Genomic DNA, 19,842 nt, shown 5'->3' with positions numbered 1-19,842 from the left:
GCCCGTATTGCCGGGGCGTAAAACCTCCGTTACGCCTATTTCGCCCGGTCGCAACAGCTTTCGACGTCGCTTACGGTTACGGCAAATGGTCCGACCAATAGTGCGAAAGCGGAGGACTCACGGTGACGGCAGTGCAAGGCGCGCCCCTTTTCTCAGTCCTGCAATCCGGCGATGGTGTTCCGGCCGACGCCACGTACGTCCCCGCGGACCCCGCCCAAGTGCTGTGGGGGCGACTGCCCCGGCGCGGCGACGTCCCGGTGGCGACGGTCGAACCCGGCGCGACCGTCGTTGTCGACACGATCAGTCACGAGGGATTGCTCGATGATCAAGGGTCGGATCCGGTTGCCTACTTCGGTGGACACGGGGTCGCGCGGGATCAGGTGCTTGCCGACGCCGTCGAGGTGGTCGCGCGGCGGACGCGGGAACCGGGAGCGGGTCCGCACGTCGTGACCGGGCCGATCGCGGTCGACGGGGCGCGACCGGGGGATTTGCTCGCGATTCGGGTCGACAACCTCGCGCTGCGCGCGCCGTACGGGGTGATTTCGACACGGCATGGTCGGGGGATGCTGGCGGGGACGCCGTATGACGGGTCGTACGGCCAGTTCTGCACGGTGACTGAGGATGGGCGCTTCGGGACGATGCCGATCGCACCGGGAAGCCCGCATCTTGCCCGGTTTCCGCTCGCGCCGTTCCTCGGAATCATGGGCGTGGCGACCGACACTGCCGAGCGCGTCCATTCGGTACCGCCTGGTCGGCATGGCGGCAACATCGACGTCAAGCTGCTCACCGCCGGTGCGACGCTCTTCCTGCCGGTCCAGGTGCCGGACGCGCTGTTCTACGTTGGCGACCCCCACTTCGCGCAAGGCGACGGCGAAGTGGCGTTGACCGCGTTGGAAGCGCCGTTGCGCGCGACCCTGCACCTGGATGTGATCCCAGCCGAGCAGGTTGCTGATGTCGGGATCGGGCCGTTCGCCGCCGGGCATGGCCTTGTCATCCCGACTGGACTCGACCCTGATTTGAACGTGGCGCTGTCGACGTGTGTTGGCAACGCGGTTGACCTTTTGGGCGCGCTGTTTGAAACCGACCCGCGCAGTGCGTACCTCTACCTCAGTGCCGCAACGGATTTCACGATTTCGCAAGCCGTTGACCTGACGCGCGGAGTCCACGGGAAGATTCGCGTATCCGACTTCGCACATACGTCGGGGAGCGCGTTGGCGCGGTATGTGTTGGGGAGAGCGGGGTGAGCACCGTCGGGCGCGGCGAGCGCAAGCCGGTGGGCTCGATGTCCGCGCCGGATAAGACGGTGTGGCGGGTGACGGGTGCTCCGCTCGTCGCGGGGACGCCGGGCGGACCACTGGCTGGCCAAAGTGTCGCGGTGAAAGACCTGTTCGCCGTTGCGGGGCAGCGAGTGGGCGGTGGTGTCGCCGCGTTTCTCGCCGAACAGGCGGTCGAGACGGGGCACGCGGCCGTTGTCGCGGAGCTGCTTGCGGCCGGGGCTGACGTCGCGGGGATCGCGACGACCGACGAGTTCGCCTACAGCATCACCGGTGGTAACGGGCGGTCCGGGATGCCGGTGAATCCGCTTGTCCCCGGAAGGGTTCCGGGCGGATCGTCCAGTGGGCCCGCCGTCGCGGTCGCGCGAGGGGAGGTGAGTATCGGGCTCGGCACTGACACTGCTGGGTCGATCCGGGTGCCCGGCGCGTATCAAGGGCTGTGGGGCATCAGGACTACGCACGGCAGTATCGACACCGCTGGATTGCTTCCTCTCGCACCGTCGTTCGACACAATCGGCTGGTTGACGCACGACTCCGCGACCCTCGCCGCTGTCGCCGACGTGGTATTTGGCCGGAACGCGAGCGACCCGGTTGATAGCGGTTCGCGGGCATACGGCCATCGGTCGGCCGCGACTCAATCGGCCAGCAGCCCTCAGCCCCTTGTCATTGACCAAGCGCTTTATCGCGAAGCCGAGCCGGTGACAGCCAACGAGTGCCTCAGTGCCGCTTCGTCTCTCGGTGCATCGCGGATCTCGCTCGATGCGCCCCTTGATGACTGGTTCATCGCGTTCCGCACCGTCCAAGCCAACGAGGCGTGGAGGCGACATGGTGCCTGGATATCCGCGCATCCCGACGCGCTCGCACCCGAAGTCGCGCAACGGTTCCAATGGGCGTCCACCGTGGACGACGAAAGTGCGACGCGGGCAAGGGAACTCGTCGGCGAAGCAGCCATCCGCATCCGCGACGTGATCGCCGACCGTGTTCTGCTCCTGCCAACCACCGCCGGGCCTCCGCCCTACCGCGATGCCGACGCCGCGACAACCGAAGCGGTCCGCACCGCGACTCTGCGACTGACCTGCCTCGCCTCCATTGCGGGTTTGCCCGCCGTCACTGTCCCGCTTCCCCTTCGCGACGGACCACCTGTCGGCCTGTGCCTCATCGGCGCGCCGAACACCGACCGCGACCTGATCCATCTCGCCGCCCGCTGCGGTGCGGCACTCGTCGAACCTGCTTGCGAAGGAACCCCATCATGAGACCCCAACTGCGCCACCTGCTTTCGATGCTGATCGCCGCCCTCCTGCTCGTCGGTGCGCTGACCGCCTGTATTTCCACCCCCGACGGCGGCGGCAACTCAACCGCCATCCGCATCGGCACCCTGCGCGGCCAACCCCACCTTTACGCGCCCTACTTCATGCAGCGATTCGCGCCGCCCGGCACTACCTACGACATCGTCCTCTTCGAAAACTCACCCGACATCAAGAACGCCATCGCGTCGGGAGCCATCGACTTCGGTGTCCTCGGTGCCCCGTCCATGTTGGCGGGCAGCGCGGGTGGGCAGGACGTGCGCATCGTCGCGTCGGCAGCCAACGGCGGGTCGGCTTTCGTCGGCAAGCCCGAGATCAAGACGCCACATGATCTGCGCGGGAAGAAGATTGGTTTCCCGCCGGGATCGTCGCAAGAAATCGTGCTGAAGCTGACCCTCCGTGCGAACGGCATCGACCCGGCGACCGACGTGCAACTGGTCAACCTGGCCTACTCGGACATGGCCAATGCCTACAAATCCGGGCAGATTGACGCGTTCTTGAGCGCGGAAACCGCGCCGTCGATCGTCAAACAGCTTGGCGCACACGACATTCTGTCGCCCTATGACACCCCGATTGGCGGCGTGAACATCGTCTTCGGTACGCGCGGCACGCTCGTCAACTCCGACCGCGACCGCGTGCAACAGACCGTCCGCACCTTCGTCCAGGCCATCGAATTCATGAAGGGTGACCGCAAAGCGTGGGTCGACGGGCTGGTCACCACCTTCGGGCTCGATCGCACCATCGTCGAGACGGCATCGCAAAACGTCTGGCTGCGTTGGGAACTCGATGACGAATACCGGGGTCGGTTGACCGCGCTCGCCACGCAGATGCGCGCCTTCGACCAGTTGGCGAAGGAGCCGGATCTGGCGAAACTGGTCGATCCGCAGTTTCTCGCACCCGCGAGCCTGGGACGATGACCACCGTCAAACCCGTTGATGCCACCGTGATCGTGCCGCCGGTAGCCGCGCGGGCTAGCCGACGCGCCATCCGCCTGCCGGGTCGACTCGTCGCCGTGCTGTGGGCGCTTCCGGTCCCGCTGCTCCTCGGACTGCTGTGGGACCGGGGCGTCGCTGGCGGGTGGACACTGCCCTTCGGCATCCAAATGCGGTTTCTGCCAACCCCTTACGAAGTAGGCAGACGGCTGGCCGACCTCGCCGCGGGCGGCATCATCAACGACACGTACAGCGGCACCCTCTGGTTGCATCTCTACGCGAGCACGCTGCGCGTGGTGCAGGGTTTCGCTCTCGCTGCCGTCATCGCGATTCCGCTCGGCATCATCATGGGTCGCTCCCGGCTGGTCTACCGCATGCTTGAGCCGACGATCAACCTTGTCCGCCCGATCCCGGTGACGGCGTGGGCACCGCTCTCGCTGCTCATCATCGGCTTCGGCGACCGCTCGACGATCTTCCTCGTGTTCCTCGCCGCGGTGTTCTCGATCCTGCTCAACACCATCGCGGGCGTGCACGCCGTGCCTGAACGACTGTTCGAAGCGGCCGCGATGCTCGGCACACCACGCGCGCACACGCTCTACAAAGTCGTGCTGCCGGCAGCGGTGCCGAGCATTGTCGCGGGATTGCGGATCGCGCTCGGGCTTTCCTGGGTGATCCTCGTCGTCGGCGAGACCGTCGGCATTCGAATTGGGTTGGGCGCGTTGATCACTCAAGCGCGCGAACAGTCGCGCACGGATCTCATCATCGCGGTGATGATCGTGATCGGGCTCGCTGGATTTCTCGCCGACCGGCTGCTGATGCTCGCGGTCCGGCTCATCGCGGGCCGCAGGCCCCTGCTTCGCTAAGGATCGGCATGAAGATTTACACCACGCGACGTCGCCCGCACCGGCCAGCGACGATCGCGATCAACGGGCTCGGCAAGCACTACCCCGACGCGCCGGGGTTAGCTGTCGACGGCGTCGAAATCGATATCGCCGCAGGCGAATTCGTCTGCGTCGTCGGCGCGAGCGGCTGCGGAAAGTCAACGCTGCTGCGCATCCTCGCGGGCTTCGAAGAGCCCACCGTCGGCACCGTCACCGTTGGCGACGAACCCGTGACGGGGCCAGGCCCCGACCGTGGCGTCGTGTTCCAGGACTACGGGCTGTTCCCGTGGTTGACCGTCGCCGAGAACATCGCGTACGGGCCCAAGCAGGCGCGCATGACGCGGCCCGACGTGCGGGAGGTCACCGACCGGTGGCTGGAGACGGTTGGGCTTACTCGGGTGCGAAAGTCGTTCCCGCATCAACTTTCTGGTGGGATGCAGCAACGCGTCGCGATCGCGCGGGTGCTTGCCAACAGTCCGGCGGTGCTGCTGATGGACGAACCGTTCGGGGCCCTCGACGCGCTCACCCGCACCGACATGCAGGCCGAATTGAAACGCATCCACCGTGAGACGGCGGTGACCGTCGTTTTTGTGACGCATGGGATTGACGAGGCGGTGTACCTGGCTGACCGGGTCGTGGTGATGGCGGGCGGCGCAGCGCACGGCGTTCCCGGCCACGTGCGCGAGATCATCGACATCGACCTGCCCGGCGAACGTGATTCGACCACCCCGGAATTCAACGCATACAAGCGACGGATCGACGCGCTGGTGCACGAGGGGACCACGGCTGCCGCATCGTGAGGGCCGCACGGTGCGAACGCCTCCACGTCGCTGCTAGGGTCGGCCAGCGGTTCCGCAGCTAACACCTAACTCAGTGCGGCCCGCGCTGGATGTTTCATGAGCTCCACCACTCGCGTTGTCTGGGCGACAACGCGACCCTCTTTCACCACATAGCACCGATCGGGGCGGTCGAGTAGCGCGTCGGCTACTCGCTGCGTGCCAAGCACGACCAAATCCGCTTGCGCCCCAACGCGAATGCCGTGCCGGTCGGCGATGCCGACGATCGCGGCCGCGTCTGTTGTCGCCATCGACAAGACGCGGCGTAGGTCGGCAGGACTCGACAGGTGGCCTGTTTGGGCGAGGAACAACCCGATGTCAAGCAGGTCGGCATTGCCGTACGGGGTGAACGCGTTGCGAATATTGTTGGACGAGAACGCGGTTCGCACGCCGGCGTCCCACAGTTCGCGCACCGGAGCGACGCCACGGCGTACCGCGACTTCGTCGGCACGGCCGCCCAAGTGCATATCCGTCGCGGGCAGCGGGACCACCGCCACACCTGCCTCGGCCAGTCGCGCCATTGTCGACTGGCGTTCAGCGAACGGGCGGCCAGCGAGTGAAGTCACGTGACCAATCGCGACCTGTCCCGCGAGACCAGCGCGTGTTGTCGTGGTGGCGATGTAGTCGGCCATCGCGAAGCGGGGGTCGGTCGCGTCGTCGGCGAAATCCGCGTGAATGTCAACGGGCACACCGAATTCCGCCGCCATCTCAAAGACTAGGTCGACGTGTCGTTGGCAATCGTCGACATCGACCTCGTTATACGAGCACCCGCCAACCACATCCGCGCCGCGTCGCAATGCTTCGCGCATCAGCTCAAGTGTGCCGGGCGCGCGCAGAATCCCTTCCTGCGGAAAGGCGACGATCTGCAAGTCGAGCAGCCCCCGATATTCCTCGCGCAGCTCAACCAAGACGTCAACGCCGAGCAGTCCCACGATCGGATCGACGTCCGGGTGCGCGCGAATCATGGTGGTGCCGTTGGTTATTGCCTGGTCAAGCACGCGGCGAGCCCTCGCGGCAACGTCGGCGGCGGTGAAGCCCCGTTTCAATTCGCCGGTAACCGCGATCGCGCTGGCGAGGGTGTCGTCGGGTGTGCTCGCGCGACCGTCGAGCAATGCTTTGTCGAGGTGTAGATGCGGCTCGATCAGCCCAGGGATGACAACCCTTGCTGCACAGTCGATTTCGACCGCCGCTGTCGCGGGAACCGCGGGCTCGATCGCGCTGATGTGCCCGTCGACAACCGCGATATCAACCAGGTCGGCATCATCGGCAACACGGGCGCGCCGCAGCACCAAATCGACCACGAAAGCTCCTAAAAACGCGAGGGACCGTCTTTGTATACGACGCTCGTGTTTCCAGTGCGGTCGAACGATGCTGCGTCCGTGTTACACGTCGGGACTCGGCTGACTCCGTAGGCGATAAGCCGAGTCAGCGTGCGCGATGTGCTCGGCAACGACCGCCCGCGCCCGGTCCGCGTCACCCGCTTCGAGCGCGGCGCAAATCTGCTCGTGCTCGTGCCACGAATCCTCGGCGCGACGAGGCAATTCCACCGCGTACACCCACGCGATTTTCCAGCTGAGCTGGGTGATCAACTGCGTGAGCAACGCGCTGCCCGACGCTTCGGCGAGCACTTCATGGAACCGACTGTTCAGCCGCGCCAACTCATCGAGTCGGCCATCGCGGACCGCCTCCTGTCCTAATGACGTGAGTTCTTTGAGCCGACCTAGCTGCTCAGGCGTGCGTCGCGTCGCCGCGCGACTCGCGCACAACGGTTCAAGCAGCGCGCGAATCTCGAGCAGATCGGCAGCTTCGACCTCGGTGAGCTCGGCGACAAAGGTGCCTGCATACGGGCGTGACGAGGCGAAACCTTCGGCCTCAAGCGTGCGCAACGCCTCCCGCACTGGTACCCGCGAAACCCCGTAGCGCTCAGCGAGGGTGTCTTCGGTCAACCGCTGGCCGGAGGTGAAGTCGCCGCGAATGATGTCGTCACGGATGGCTCGACAGACTTGCTGCGGCGTCATCCGGCGCACGGTGCTGCTCACGTCACCTCCAGGTGCGAGTACGGGGGAGTGCCGCTTGTCTACGATCGGCGGCCATTGCCAAGGAATGTGCCATCAAATCTACGGCATTCCGGTGTGAGAGCCGCTCGCTAGGCCGGTCAAGCCGTATTCGTATACGATTTCGCCACGTTGTTTCTGCGACGTGCTCTTATCGAAATGCGAAAGGTTGTCATGGATCCCGTGCACATGGCCCTGCTGCTGGCCGCTGGGGTTGGGGCGGGTTTCTGCAACGCCATCGCTGGCGGCGGCAGTTTGCTGTCGTTTCCCGCGCTGTTGGCGTTTGGGCTGCCGCCGGTCAGTGCGACCGTCACCAACGCGGTCGCGGTGTGGCCCGGCTATCTGGGTGGTGCGGCCGCGCTACGCAAACGCGCCACCGACTATCGAAACTTGTTGCCGCGCTTAGTCATCACGGGGACAGTCGGGGCGGTCGGTGGCGTGCTCATGTTGCTTGCCGCCCCGCCAGCGGTCTTCGCCGCGCTGGTTCCCTACCTGGTGCTCGGCGCGACCGCGCTCTTCGCCGCGCAACCCTGGATTTCCCGAAAACTGTCCGCGCGCCAATCGGATTCGCAGGTGATGCTCTTCGCTGGTGTCTTCCTCGGTGGTGCCTACGGTGCCTATTTCAACGGCGGAATGGGCATCGTGCTGCTCACCGCGCTCGCGTTGGGGCTCGACGCATCGGCGCAACTGCTGAACGGGCTCAAGAGCGTGCTCACCGTTGCGGTGTCGACAACGGCGATGATCGCGGTCGCGCTGTTTGGTCCGGTGCACTGGGTGGCGGTCGCGCTGCTCGCGCCCGCGTGCCTGCTGGGTGGCGTCCTCGGCGCGAAATTCGCAGACCGATTGCAGCCCAAGGTATTTCGCTACGTCGTCATCGCCTTCGGTGCAACCGCTGGTACCGCCATGTTGCTGACCGCCTGACCTCGCCGAACTGAGACAGAACTTTTAAGGAGAACGACATGACCGAACTGCTTCTGCGTGGCGGCAGGCCGTGGACGCCGGGCGAGGTGGCAACGCTGGCCGACGTGCACATCCGCGACGGGCGTATCGCCGCGCTCGGCCCCGACCTTGCCGCGCCCGGAGCCGAGGTGATCGACATCGACGGCGCGCTGGTGCTGCCCGGCCTCGTCGACACGCACTGCCACCTCGACAAAACATTGTGGAGCGCGCCGTGGGTGCCCAACACCGGCGGCCGCACGCTGGCTGGCCGCATCGCCAATGGCGAGGGTCGGCGCGTTGAGCTCAACATCCCTAACGTCGATTACGCGGGAAACTTGTTGGGCGCCATGATCACTGGCGGAACCACCCACGTTCGCAGCCACATCGACATCGATCCCGAAATCGGGCTCAAGGGCGTCGAGGTCGTGCGTGAAGCCGCCGAACGACACCGCGACCGCGTCGACGTGCAGCTCGTCGCGTTCCCGCAGGGCGGGCTCCTGTCTCGTCCTGGCACCGCGAAATTACTGGAAGCGGCGCTGCTCGAAGGTGTCGAGGTGATTGGCGGCCTCGACCCGGCAGGCTACGACAACGACGCCAAAGGTCACCTTGACCTCATCTTCGGACTCGCCGAGCGCTACGGCGCGAAAATTGACATCCACCTGCACGATGGCGGCTCGCTCGGTGCATGGCAGTTTGGCCTGATCACCGAACGCACCCGTGCGCTCGGGCTTGCGGGCCGCGTCGCCATCAGCCACGCCTATGCGATGGGGCAGCAAGAAGCCGACGAGCAGCGGCGGATCGCCGAAGACCTCGCCGACGCTGGCGTCGCGCTGGTGACCTGCGCCGTCGGGGAAGCGCCGGTCGTGCCCGTGCGTGTCATGGACACCGCGGGCGCGACGCTGGCGTTCGGCAACGACGGCATCCGCGACCTGTGGACGCCCTACGGCGACGGCGACATGCTGCGCCGCATCGGCACCGTCGCTTACCGTGACCGCCTTGTCGCCGATGCTGAGATCGAACTCGCGCTTCACGCTGGAACGTACGGCGGAGCAACGGTTCTCGGGCTGCGCGACTACGGGCTCACGCCCGGCGCGTCCGCTGACCTGTGCGTCATTGACGCCGCGACACCCGCGCACGCGGTCGTCGCGGTGCCGACACGTCGCCTCGTGCTTAAACGGGGGCGTGTGGTTGCCGCGAATGGTGTTCTCGCCGTGCTGAATTGATCGTATACGAAACAAGGGTGTAATCCGCTGGACCGCGATCGGCAATGACCAGTCACTAGAAATAGTCCATGAGCGCAACCGCTTCCACCACGTCGCCCGCTGAGGTCTCGTATACGAGCAGTGGCAGCGAGCCCGAACCGGCCCTAGCTTTCGACGGCGTTTCCCTTGTTTTCGACGACGGCACCCGGGCACTGTCGGACATCGACTTTGCTGTTAAGCCAGGCGAATTCGTTTCGCTGGTCGGTCCATCGGGGTGCGGGAAGTCCACGCTGCTGCGGTTGGCCGCCAGCTTCGAGAAGCCGACCGCGGGCAGCGTGAAACTGGGAACCAACCGACTCGGCTACGTCTTTCAGGAGTCGACGCTGCTTGCGTGGCGCAGCGTTTTCGCCAATGTTGAATTGCCTGCCGAGCTGGCTGGCGTCGACCGGGCAACTCGGCGCGCCGACGCCCAAGACGCCATCGACCGGGTGGGGCTTAACGGTTTCGAGAAACATAAACCGGCGCAGCTGTCGGGCGGCATGCGCATGCGCGCGTCCATCGCCCGTGCGTTGACACTGCGGCCGGAACTTTTCCTCTTCGACGAACCCTTTGGCGCGCTCGACGAGATCACGCGGCAACGCCTGAACGAGGAGGTCAGCGCGCTTTTTCGGCGCGACGCCTTCGCCGGAGTATTCGTGACCCACTCGGTGAGCGAAGCGGTGTTCATGTCGACGCGGGTTGTTGTTTTGACCGGGCGGCCAGGGCGCGTGGCGGCTGAGATCAGCGTGCCGTTCGACTTCCCGCGGCTGCCCGCGCTGCGCTACACGCCCGAGTTCGCCGCCGTCTCTGCCGAGGTATCGGCGGCGCTGCGTGGAGCTGAGATGGAGACGGCCGCATGACCGCCGTAGTCGCTGCGGGCGTGGCTGGGGAAAGGTCAAAGATGAAGGTTGCGTGGCCCTTTCGGGTGGCTCCGATCCGAATTCTCGCGCCGATTGTCGTGTTCATCGCGGTGCTCGCGTGCTGGTCGTTGGTCAGTCACGTGCTGCTTGACCCGGCGTCACGGTTTCTGCTGCCCGCGCCGGAACAGGTGATCGCGAAGGGCCTGCTCGACCCGCTCGCCCGGACAACCATTCTCTCGGCGCTGTGGTCGACCGTGCAGGTTGCGCTCGTCGGGCTCGTTGTCGCCATCGCGCTTGGCGTGAGTTTCGCGGTGGTGATGAGTCAGGCACGCTGGGCCGAGTATTCGCTGTATCCCTATGCCGTTGTGCTGCAAACAATTCCGATTCTCGCCGTGGTACCGCTCTTCGGCTTCTGGTTCGGGTACGAATTCTCTAGCCGCGTGATCGTGTGCGTGATGGTGTCGCTGTTCCCCGTCGTGACCAACACGCTGTTCGGGCTGAAATCGGTCGCGCCCGCCGAACACGACCTGTTCACCCTGCACGGCGCGAACCGTTGGCAGCGCCTCGTGAAATTGCAACTGCCGACCGCGCTGCCCGCGATGATTTCGGGCTTCAAGATTTCCGGCGGAATGGCGATTATCGGGTCGATCGTCGCCGACTTCTTCTTCCGACAGGGCGAACCCGGCATCGGTCGCATGATCGACGTCTACCGCCAGCAGTTGGCCACCGAGGAACTGCTCACCGCGCTGCTGCTGTCTTCGCTCGTCGGCCTGATTCTGTTCTGGCTCTTCGACTTTCTCGCCCGTCGCGTTGACCGCGCACAGGGTCTCCGCCGCAACGTCTAACCCTCTCGTACTCGCTCGACCTCGAAGGAAACCCGGTGCAGAAAACACTCATAGCCACGGCCGTCCTGGCCAGCGTCACGGCGCTGACCGCCTGTTCCGGCGCGACGTCGGCGCCAGCGCCTACCGGCAACGGCGCGCTAGCCGGGGTGTGCCCGGCGAACATCGTCATCCAGACCGACTGGTTCGCCACCCCGGAACGCGCCGCCGCCTATCAACTCGTCGGACCGAACGGGACCGTCGACGTGAAGAAGGGCGCGTACTCGGGGCCACTCGGCGACACCGGCGTGAATGTTGAAGTGCGCCTTGGTGGTCCGTTCCTCGGTGGTCAGCCGGTGCCCGCGCAGATGTATCAGGATCAGAGCATCACGTTGGGGTTCGTCCCAACCGACGATGCGGTGCGTGCGGCGGCGAAGTTCCCGGTAACCGGGGTGTTCGCGTCGCTGGACGTGAACCCGCAGATCGTGCTGTTCGATCCCGCGACGTATCCCCAGGTCAAGTCGTGGAAGGACGTGCCAGCAACGGGTGCGCCCGTCGTGTACAGCGAGGGCAAGCTGTTCATGGACTACCTGATCGCGCATGGTGATGTTTCCGCAGCCCAGGCTGACGCGTCGTTCGACGGCACCCCAAGCCGCTTCGTCGCCGAGCGTGGCAAGGCGATGCAGCAGGGGTACGTCTCCAACGAGCCCTACCGTTGGGAACACGACGTGAAGGGCTGGTTGAAGCCGGTGAAGTCGCTGCTCGTGCACGAGTCGGGCTACGAGATTTACCCGCACGCGTGGTCGGTGCGCACCGGTGACATGGACAAGCTTTCCCCGTGTTTGACGAAGCTCGTTCCGATGTTGCAGCAGGCCGAGGTCGACTACGTGCGCAACCCGGAGCCAGTCAACCAGGCGTTGCTTCGGATCGCCCAGACCATCCCGGACGGCCCGCCGATGACCGCGGGCGGCAACACCGATTCGGTGAAAGTCCAACTGGCCCAAAAGATTGTGGGCAACGGCCCCGACGCGACCCTGGGGAACTTCGATACCACGCGTGTTGACCGCGTGATCGGTGTCGTCACCCCGATCCTGCGCAAGCGCGGCTTGGACGTCCGCGACGGCATCACCGCCGACACGATCGTGACGAACAAGTTCATCAATCCGGCAATTGGTCTGCCCGCAACACCGTAAGCGAGGCACGAGACCAGATCCGCTTGAGTCGACATCTCCGACGAGGTCGCTGCGGAAAGCGCCGCCCTAGAAATCTAGGGTGGTGCTTTCGCATGACCGTGTAACGATGGCGACCTCGCCGACCAGGCCGGGCTGCCGCAGGGATTGCTGGAGCGAGTGCGCGTGTGCCGCGCGGACGGTGGCGAGTGAACGGCCGACAGTGCGCGATGGGGCGCCGCAAACCTATTGTGGCCCAATGGAACTGTCTGAACTTGCCGAGCAGGTCGAAAAGATCTCCGCTGGTTATGCCGCCAAAAACTCCATCACCCGCGACGCAACGTGGTTTCTGCTCAAGCTCCACGAAGAGGTCGGGGAGTTGACGCAAGCGTTCCTCGCTAGCACCGGGCAGGGCCGTGCGCGCGGAAAGTCCGCTGATGAGCTAGCTGCCGACGTGCGGGACGAACTTGCCGACGTGTTGTGCCAGACCTTGCTGCTCGCGCGCGACCAAGGGGTCGACCTGCCGGCGGCGGTCGCCGCGAAATGGCTGGTCTGGGGGGAGCGGGGGTAAAAGGCGTTTCGTTGTGTCGGGTGCGGCGGCGGATGGCCTAGACTCTCGAACAACTGTTCGTTTCGATCGGAAGGTGAGCCCGTGCGGGTGATGGGGGTTGATCCCGGGCTCACCCGGTGCGGGCTCAGTGTTGTTGACAGTGGGCCGGGCAGGAAAGTTGTTCCGGTTGCTGTCACTGTGGTCCGTACGCCGCTCGAAAGCGATCTTGCGCTGCGGCTCATGGCCGTTGCTGATGCCGCTGAAGCGTGGATGGAACGGCATCAGCCCGAAGCGGTCGCTATTGAGCGCGTGTTCGCCCAGCACAACGTGAGTACCGCGATGGGGACCGCGCAAGCCGGTGGCGTGATCGCGGTCGCGGCGGCCCGGCGGGGGATCAAGGTGGTTTTTCACACGCCAAGCGAAGTGAAAGCCGCTGTCACCGGCAATGGTTCGGCCGACAAAGCCCAGGTCACCGCCATGGTCACCCGTATTCTCGGGCTCGACGCCCCGCCGAAACCCGCCGACGCGGCCGACGCGCTCGCTCTCGCGATCTGTCATTCTTGGCGCGCGCCGCTCATCGACCGGATGGCCGCGGCCCAAGCTCAAGCCGAAGAGGTGAAGCGCCGGTACGAGGCGCGCCTAGCTCAACAGCGGAAGGTGGTGCGCCCGTGATCGCGTCAGTGCGCGGTGAGGTGCTCGAAATCGCACTCGACCATGTCGTGATCGAGGCAGCGGGCATCGGCTACCGACTCAACGTCACCCCCGCCACCCTGTCGGGCCTGCATCGCGGGGACCAAGCGCGCCTGTTCACATCGATGATCGTGCGCGAAGACTCCATGACGCTCTACGGTTTTGCCGACACCGAAGCCCGCGACCTGTTCGGCCTGCTCCAGACCGTCTCGGGCGTCGGCCCGCGCCTCGCGATGGCGGTGCTCGCCGTGCTCGAACCGGAAGCGTTGCGAAAAGCGTTGGCGGAGAGCAACATCAGCGCGCTCACTCGCGTTCCCGGCATCGGCAAGCGCGGTGCGGAACGCATGTGCGTTGAACTGCGCGACAAGGTCAACGCCGTTCCCGTCCCCACCGGTGCGCCCGGCGCGCAAACCACCGCGACGCCCGTCCGTGAACAAGTCACCGAAGCCCTTGTCGGCCTTGGCTTTCCGCTCAAACACGCCGAACAAGCCGTCGACTCGGTGCTCGCCGAAAGCCCGCTCGCCACCACCTCGTCAGCGTTGCGTTCCGCACTCGGTCTCCTCGGGAAGAACCGGTAGCGCCCGATGACGGAATTCTTCGACCCAGACGAATCAGCGCTGGCCGCAACGCCTTTGGTCGCCGACACCGACGTCGAACCGGGTCTTCGCCCCACCTCGCTCGACGAGTTCATTGGCCAACCACGCGTCCGCGAACAACTCGCGCTGGTCCTACGCGGCGCGCGCAGGCGAGGCGCGACGCCCGACCACGTACTACTGTCCGGGCCACCTGGCCTGGGCAAAACCAGCATGGCGATGATCATCGCGACCGAACTCGGCACCGCCCTGCGCATCACCTCAGGCCCGGCACTCGAACGCGCCGGCGACTTGGCCGCGATGCTGTCGAACCTGGTCGAAGGCGACGTCTTATTCATCGACGAAATCCACCGCATGGCCCGCCCCGCCGAAGAAATGCTGTACCTGGCGATGGAAGACTTCCGCGTCGACGTTGTCGTCGGCAAAGGCCCCGGCGCCACGTCGATTCCGCTCGACATCGCCCCGTTCACGCTGGTCGGCGCGACAACGCGATCGGGCGCGCTCACCGGCCCCTTGCGCGACCGCTTCGGCTTCACCGGCCACATGGATTTCTACGAACCCGACGAACTACTCGCGATCCTGCAACGGTCCGCGCGCATTCTCGGCGTCGCGATCGACTACGACGCGGCCGCCGAGGTCGCAGGCCGTTCGCGCGGCACGCCCCGTATCGCCAACCGCCTGCTGCGCCGCGTCCGCGACTTCGCCGAAGTCCGTGCCGACGGCTTCATCACCCGAGACATCGCCTGCGCCGCGCTTGAGGTCTACGACGTCGACGTACTCGGCCTTGACCGCCTCGACCGCGCGGTCCTCGGCGCGCTTGTCCGTTCGTTTGGCGGTGGGCCCGTTGGGGTTTCGACGTTGGCGGTCGCCGTCGGCGAGGAAGCGGCCACCGTCGAAGAGGTCTGTGAACCGTTCCTCGTGCGCGCCGGGCTGGTCGCGCGAACGCCGCGCGGCCGGGTCGCGACGGCAGCCGCATGGGAGCACCTTGGCCTCGTTCCGCCCCCTGACCTGGTGATTGGCACGATCGAAGTGCGTGGGCGCGAACCACATCCGGGCGTCGACGTTATCGATTAGCCCGCCAGGCGCGCGACCGTTGAGTCCATTACTGTTTTGTCGTGGCTATTGATGCGATCGTGCGGCGAATTCCCGAACCGCTGCGTGCCCGGCTTCTCACGCACCGTGAACTGCTGAAATTCGCCGTCGTCGGCGCGATCACCTGGTTCATCGATACCGGCGTCGTCTACGCGGTAAAACTGACCGTTCTTGGCGAAAAGCCGCTCACCGCAAGGCTTCTCGGTGCCCTGATCGCGACCATCGCCTCCTACATTCTCAACCGGGAATGGTCGTTCAACACGCGCGGCGGACGCGCGCGCAGTCACGAAGCGGCGCTGTTCTTCGCGATCAGCGCGCTGGGTATCGGCGTGACGATGATCCCGCAAGCGATCTCACTTTATGCCCTTGACCTGCGCGTACCCGACGTCGCACCGGTGACCCAGGCCGTCGCCAACTTCATCAGCGGCCAGATCCTTGGCGTGCTGTTAGCGATGGCGTTCCGGTTCTGGGCTTTCCGCCGGTTTGTTTTCCCCCACGACCTGCGCGAAGCCGAATTGCATTCCATCCAAGGCTAATTCGACGTTAATTTTCCTACGCTGACCGCTCGGCGTGCTCAAGCGCGGTGACAACAAGGTCGATGAACGCGTCGACCTCCTCGCGCGCGTAGCCACGCGTGCCGAGACGGGTGTCGTTGAACCGCACGCCGCGCACGTCAGCGACGGTGAGGCTGCCCGGCCCGTTGTGCGCGAGCGTCGCGGCGACTAAATCGAGAAACGCGTCGACCTCTTCCTCGTGATACCCGCGACGACCAACCGCCGACTGGGTGAAGCGCATGCGATGCACATCGTCGGGGGTGAGCATTTGGGTGACGTCGTCGTCGACGCGCGCGGCGGGCACTGGTCGGCCGCCCTTTTGCCGATGCTCAAGCTCGGTGCGGACCCGGTCGAGGAAGTCGTCGACCTGGTCGGCCTGATATCCACGGCCGCCAAAACGCGGCGCGCCGAAATGGACATGGCGAATATCGTCGGCGGTCAGCGCACCCTGACCGTCGAGAGTGGCCGACACCAACTCAAGAAAGGCGTCGACTTCGTCTGCGTGATAGCCGCGATGACCCAGGTTCGGCATGGCGAAGTGGGTGCGGCTCACATCGTCGGGCGTCACGGTCGTCATTGTGTCAGTACTTCTTCCCTCGTATGAACGCCTTCGATGCGCCCAGAAAGATGTTACCGGCGTTACACCTGTCAGGGAGGGCCCTTGAGCAGGCAGATCGGTGGCCGCTGTGGCAACAATGTCAACTACTGGCAGACTGTCAGGCGTACCCGCACGCCCACCCACTCCACTAGGGACTGACTTCGACGATGGACTTCCTGTTTCCGCTGCTTATCCTGGCGCTGCTCGTGCCGATGTTCTTCGGTATCCGCAAACAGAAGCGGGAATCGGAGAAAGTGACCGCCCTGCAGGAGAACCTGAAGGTGGGCGACCCGGTCATCACCACGTCGGGCCTCTACGGCACCGTTGTCGATCTCGACGACACCACCGTTGATCTTGAGATCGCCGAAGACGTTGTCACCACGTGGCTGCGCGCGGCCATCCGTGAGGTGCGCGTCGACGACACCGCGACCACCAGCGAAGATGCCGCCGTCGCGGACACCGCTGACGACGCCGCTCCCGTCGATGAGTCGGCCGACCAGACCGCGACGCGGCTCAGCAAAGACTAAATTCCCACGTTTACCCGTCGGTCCCGCGGTTTGTGGGGCCGACCGGGCACCGCTGTGCCCATTCGTTTCAACCTCGACTTCCGCCTAGGAGATGACCTGCTGTGCCACCTTCGAAAGGATCGGCGCATCCGTACCGGCTGCTCGGCGTTTACGCCGCGCTGCTGGCCGTGATCTACGCCCTGGTGTTCTTCACCGGTGATCATTCGCCGACACCCAAGCTTGGCATCGACCTCCAGGGCGGCACGCGCGTCACCCTGACCGCGCGCACGCCCGATGGCAGCCGACCGAGCCAAGACAGCCTCAAGAAGGCGCAGGCGATCATTGAGAGCCGCGTCAACGGCCTCGGTGTTTCCAGTTCGGAAGTTGTGATCGACGGCGACAACATCGTCATCACCGTCGCAGGCGACGACAGCCAGCAGGCGCGCGCGCTCGCGACCACCGCGAAGCTCTACATTCGCCCGGTGCTCGCCGCTGGTCAGCCGACCGCGGGTGGTGCCGCGCCGACCGCGCCCGCACCCGCCCCGGCAACCGACGCGCCGACCCCGCCGACGACGGGGGAAACCCCGGCGCCGACCGAGCCGACGACGCCCGCCCCGCAGTCGCGCGTGTTCCCCGCACAGGCACCGACCACGCCCGCGCCAGCGCCCGGGAACGGCAATCTCACCCCCGCTCAGCAGCAGGCCAAGGAGATCGCCGACGCGAAGGCCCTGCGTCAGAGCACCGATCAGACGGTCCAGCAGCTGGCGATGCAGTCGCTCGACTGCACCAAGCCCGACCCGCTCAGGGGTAACGACGACCCGGCACTGCCGCTGGTTGCCTGCTCCCAGGACGGCACCGAGGTGTTCCTGCTCGGGCCGAGCCGCATCGATGGCCAGGAAATCGCCAACGCGACCGCTGGCCTGAACTCGCAGCAGGCACGTCAGGAAGTGAACCTTGAGTTCAAGTCCTCGGGTGCTGACGCGTGGGCGGCGCTCACCGGCGAATACGTCTACAAGCGCGTCGCGTTCGTGCTCGACTCCAAGGTCGTCAGCGCGCCGCAGGTACAGCAGGGTCCGCAGCTCGGTGGTCGTACCTCGATCTCGGGCAGCTTCACCAAGGAAAGCGCGACTGAGCTCGCGAACACGTTGAAGTACGGTTCGCTGCCGCTGTCGTTCCAGGTGTCCGAAGCCGAAACCGTCTCGGCGACGCTCGGGTTGTCGTCGCTCAAGGCCGCGCTGCTCGCCGGTCTGATCGGCTTGATCGCGGTGTTGCTGTACTGCCTGCTCTACTACCGCATGCTCGGCTTCCTCGCCGGGTTCTCGCTCATCGCGGCCGGATTCGCGGTGTACGGCATCATCGTGCTGCTTGGGCGCTGGATCGGGTTCACCCTCGACCTCGCCGGTATCGCCGGTTTGATCATCGGTATCGGTCTGACCGCCGACTCGTTCGTCGTGTTCTTCGAACGCATCAAGGACGAAATGCGTGAGGGTCGCAGCTTCCGCTCGGCCGTCCCACGTGGTTGGCAGCGCGCGCAGCGCACCAACCTGTCGGGCAAGACCGTCAGCCTTATCGCCTCGGTGGTGCTGTACGTGCTCGCGGCGGGTCAGGTCAAGGGCTTCGCGTTCACGCTCGGTATCACCACCGTGCTCGACGTCATCGTGCTTTACCTGGTCACCGCGCCGCTGATGATGCTCGCCTCGCGTTCGCCGTTCTGGGCGAAACCGTCGGTGAACGGGCTCGGCGCGGTGCAACAGATCGCTCGCGAACGCGGCGCCGAGGAAGCACGCGCCAAGGAGATGTCACGATGACCAACCCCAACTCCAACGCGCCTGAGCACAGTTTCTTCGAACGGCTCTACACCGGCACCGGTGGTTTCCCCATCGTGTCGCGGCGCAAGTTCTTCTACGCGATGGCGGCGACGTTCCTGCTGATCTCGCTGCTGAGCATCGCGGTGCGCGGGTTCACCCTCGGTATCGACTTCGCCGGTGGGTCGCGCATTCAGTTGCCCGCCGACAACGTCAGCACCCAGCAGGTCGAGGACATCTACTCCCAAACCCTCGGCCACGGGCCGGTCGCCGTGCAGCGCGTCGGTTCGGGTGCGAGCGCGACCATCCAGGTCCGCTCGGACACGCTCGACGCCACCCAGACCGACCAGCTCCAGAATGCGCTTTTCACGCAGTTGCAGCCGAAGAACTCGGCGGGACAGGTTGACCGCGACGCGATTTCGATCGCCGAGATCAGCGAAACCTGGGGTAGCGAGATCACGAAGAAGGCGCTCTTCGCGCTTGTTGTCTTCATCGGGTTGACCATGATCTACATCGCGATTCGCTTCGAACGCGACATGTCAATCGCGGCGATCGTGTCGCTGTTGTTCAACCTCGTCGTCACCGCTGGCATCTATTCGCTCGTCGGATTCGAGGTCACGCCCGCGGCGGTCATCGGTTTGCTGACGATCCTCGGTTACGTGCTCTATGACAACGTCGTCGTCTTCGACAAGGTCGAGGAAAACACGCGCGGCGTGCTGTATCTGAATAAACGCACCTACGCCGAGCAGGCCAATCTCGCGGCCAACCAGACGTTGATGCGCTCGATCAACACCACCGTCATCGGCATCCTGCCTATCGTCGGCATGCTGGTGATCGCGGTGTGGCTGTTGGGCGTTGGCACGCTCAAGGACCTCGCGCTCGTGCAGCTCGTCGGCATGGTCGTCGGCGCGTACTCGTCGATCTTCCTCGCGGTGCCGATCCTGGTTTCGATCAAGGAACGCTGGGGTCCGGTCGCGGCGCACACGCGCAAGGTGCTTGCCAAGCGCGAAGCGGGCGCTGCTGCTCCCGAGCTGGTGAAGTCGTCGGCTGGGGCGCGTCCCGCGCGCACCAGTGCTGGCACGGGCGCGCCTCGTCCCGGCGCACGGCCAAGCGGAAAGCGGCACAAGCGCACCTAACCCACCG

General features: G+C 65.4%; 21 protein-coding genes. 18 read left to right on the top strand and 3 right to left on the bottom strand.

Going from position 1 to position 19,842, the window contains the following annotated elements; translation table 11 throughout:
- The first annotated feature begins 122 nt into the window (after window positions 1-122).
- From IEX78_RS04805 to IEX78_RS04785, 5 genes are read left to right on the top strand one after another with little or no spacing between them, the layout of a single operon-like run.
- Window positions 123-1,244: an acetamidase/formamidase family protein gene (locus IEX78_RS04805; RefSeq protein WP_229683710.1), complete on the top strand. Its 1,122-nt coding sequence runs from the start codon at window positions 123-125 to the stop codon at window positions 1,242-1,244.
- Window positions 1,241-2,527, top strand: a complete 1,287-nt coding sequence (locus IEX78_RS04800; RefSeq protein ID WP_229683709.1) for an amidase family protein — start codon at window positions 1,241-1,243, stop codon at window positions 2,525-2,527. Before IEX78_RS04805 ends, IEX78_RS04800 begins: the two co-directional genes overlap by 4 nt.
- A complete protein-coding gene (locus tag IEX78_RS04795) occupies window positions 2,524-3,495 on the top strand; it encodes an ABC transporter substrate-binding protein (protein ID WP_229683708.1) in 972 nt (323 codons plus the stop codon). Before IEX78_RS04800 ends, IEX78_RS04795 begins: the two co-directional genes overlap by 4 nt.
- A complete protein-coding gene (locus IEX78_RS04790) occupies window positions 3,492-4,373 on the top strand; it encodes an ABC transporter permease (protein WP_188827567.1) in 882 nt (293 codons plus the stop codon). Before IEX78_RS04795 ends, IEX78_RS04790 begins: the two co-directional genes overlap by 4 nt.
- 8 nt (window positions 4,374-4,381) lie before the next feature.
- Window positions 4,382-5,191: an ABC transporter ATP-binding protein gene (locus IEX78_RS04785; protein WP_188827566.1), complete on the top strand. Its 810-nt coding sequence runs from the start codon at window positions 4,382-4,384 to the stop codon at window positions 5,189-5,191.
- A 65-nt stretch (window positions 5,192-5,256) separates the two neighbouring features.
- Here the strand turns inward: IEX78_RS04785 and IEX78_RS04780 are convergent, their stop codons facing one another.
- Window positions 5,257-6,528 carry an amidohydrolase family protein gene (locus tag IEX78_RS04780; protein ID WP_188827565.1) on the bottom strand — a complete coding sequence of 424 codons (1,272 nt, stop codon included), beginning with the start codon at window positions 6,526-6,528 and terminating at the stop codon, window positions 5,257-5,259.
- An 81-nt stretch (window positions 6,529-6,609) separates the two neighbouring features.
- Window positions 6,610-7,266 carry a GntR family transcriptional regulator gene (locus tag IEX78_RS04775; RefSeq protein ID WP_229683707.1) on the bottom strand — a complete coding sequence of 219 codons (657 nt, stop codon included), beginning with the start codon at window positions 7,264-7,266 and terminating at the stop codon, window positions 6,610-6,612.
- A 174-nt stretch (window positions 7,267-7,440) separates the two neighbouring features.
- Here IEX78_RS04775 and IEX78_RS04770 point away from each other — a divergent pair, with 174 nt between their 5' ends.
- From IEX78_RS04770 to IEX78_RS04725, 10 genes are all read left to right on the top strand, one after another.
- Window positions 7,441-8,202, top strand: coding sequence for a sulfite exporter TauE/SafE family protein (locus tag IEX78_RS04770; RefSeq protein ID WP_188827564.1), 762 nt, complete (start codon window positions 7,441-7,443; stop codon window positions 8,200-8,202).
- A gap of 38 nt (window positions 8,203-8,240) precedes the next feature.
- Complete coding sequence (locus IEX78_RS04765; RefSeq protein ID WP_188827563.1) at window positions 8,241-9,443, top strand: amidohydrolase; 1,203 nt, start codon at window positions 8,241-8,243, stop codon at window positions 9,441-9,443.
- A 68-nt stretch (window positions 9,444-9,511) separates the two neighbouring features.
- On the top strand, window positions 9,512-10,321 hold the full coding sequence (locus tag IEX78_RS04760; protein WP_188827562.1) for an ABC transporter ATP-binding protein: 810 nt from the start codon (window positions 9,512-9,514) through the stop codon (window positions 10,319-10,321).
- Window positions 10,318-11,166: an ABC transporter permease gene (locus IEX78_RS04755; RefSeq protein WP_229683706.1), complete on the top strand. Its 849-nt coding sequence runs from the start codon at window positions 10,318-10,320 to the stop codon at window positions 11,164-11,166. The genes IEX78_RS04760 and IEX78_RS04755 overlap by 4 nt, the downstream gene beginning before the upstream one ends.
- 35 nt (window positions 11,167-11,201) lie before the next feature.
- Window positions 11,202-12,335 carry an ABC transporter substrate-binding protein gene (locus IEX78_RS04750; RefSeq protein WP_188827561.1) on the top strand — a complete coding sequence of 378 codons (1,134 nt, stop codon included), beginning with the start codon at window positions 11,202-11,204 and terminating at the stop codon, window positions 12,333-12,335.
- 235 nt (window positions 12,336-12,570) lie between these two features.
- Window positions 12,571-12,882 carry a MazG nucleotide pyrophosphohydrolase domain-containing protein gene (locus tag IEX78_RS04745; protein WP_188827560.1) on the top strand — a complete coding sequence of 104 codons (312 nt, stop codon included), beginning with the start codon at window positions 12,571-12,573 and terminating at the stop codon, window positions 12,880-12,882.
- An 81-nt stretch (window positions 12,883-12,963) separates the two neighbouring features.
- Window positions 12,964-13,533 carry a crossover junction endodeoxyribonuclease RuvC gene (ruvC, locus tag IEX78_RS04740; RefSeq protein ID WP_188827559.1) on the top strand — a complete coding sequence of 190 codons (570 nt, stop codon included), beginning with the start codon at window positions 12,964-12,966 and terminating at the stop codon, window positions 13,531-13,533.
- Entirely contained in the window at window positions 13,530-14,129 is a 600-nt protein-coding gene (gene ruvA, locus IEX78_RS04735) for a Holliday junction branch migration protein RuvA (RefSeq protein WP_188827558.1), read from the top strand. Before ruvC ends, ruvA begins: the two co-directional genes overlap by 4 nt.
- 6 nt (window positions 14,130-14,135) lie before the next feature.
- Complete coding sequence (gene ruvB, locus IEX78_RS04730; protein ID WP_188827557.1) at window positions 14,136-15,218, top strand: Holliday junction branch migration DNA helicase RuvB; 1,083 nt, start codon at window positions 14,136-14,138, stop codon at window positions 15,216-15,218.
- A 41-nt stretch (window positions 15,219-15,259) separates the two neighbouring features.
- Window positions 15,260-15,772, top strand: coding sequence for a GtrA family protein (locus IEX78_RS04725; RefSeq protein WP_229683705.1), 513 nt, complete (start codon window positions 15,260-15,262; stop codon window positions 15,770-15,772).
- A gap of 16 nt (window positions 15,773-15,788) precedes the next feature.
- Here IEX78_RS04725 and IEX78_RS24595 read toward each other — a convergent pair whose 3' ends face one another.
- Complete coding sequence (locus IEX78_RS24595) at window positions 15,789-16,367, bottom strand: DivIVA domain-containing protein (RefSeq protein WP_188827556.1); 579 nt, start codon at window positions 16,365-16,367, stop codon at window positions 15,789-15,791.
- Window positions 16,368-16,555: 188 nt separating this feature from the next.
- On the opposite strand from IEX78_RS24595, the gene yajC reads away from it, so the two are divergent.
- The 3 genes from yajC to secF all read left to right on the top strand — a co-directional run bounded on the left by yajC (window position 16,556) and on the right by secF (window position 19,835).
- Window positions 16,556-16,915, top strand: a complete 360-nt coding sequence (gene yajC / locus IEX78_RS04715) for a preprotein translocase subunit YajC (protein ID WP_188827555.1) — start codon at window positions 16,556-16,558, stop codon at window positions 16,913-16,915.
- 101 nt (window positions 16,916-17,016) lie between these two features.
- Complete coding sequence (gene secD / locus IEX78_RS04710) at window positions 17,017-18,702, top strand: protein translocase subunit SecD (RefSeq protein ID WP_188827554.1); 1,686 nt, start codon at window positions 17,017-17,019, stop codon at window positions 18,700-18,702.
- Complete coding sequence (gene secF / locus IEX78_RS04705) at window positions 18,699-19,835, top strand: protein translocase subunit SecF (protein ID WP_229683704.1); 1,137 nt, start codon at window positions 18,699-18,701, stop codon at window positions 19,833-19,835. Before secD ends, secF begins: the two co-directional genes overlap by 4 nt.
- The last annotated feature ends 7 nt before the right edge of the window (window positions 19,836-19,842 follow it).

This window comes from Nocardia camponoti (genome assembly GCF_014646135.1).
Classification (GTDB): Bacteria; Actinomycetota; Actinomycetes; order Mycobacteriales; family Mycobacteriaceae; genus Nocardia; species Nocardia camponoti.
This window is presented reverse-complemented; position numbering and strand designations above follow the sequence as displayed.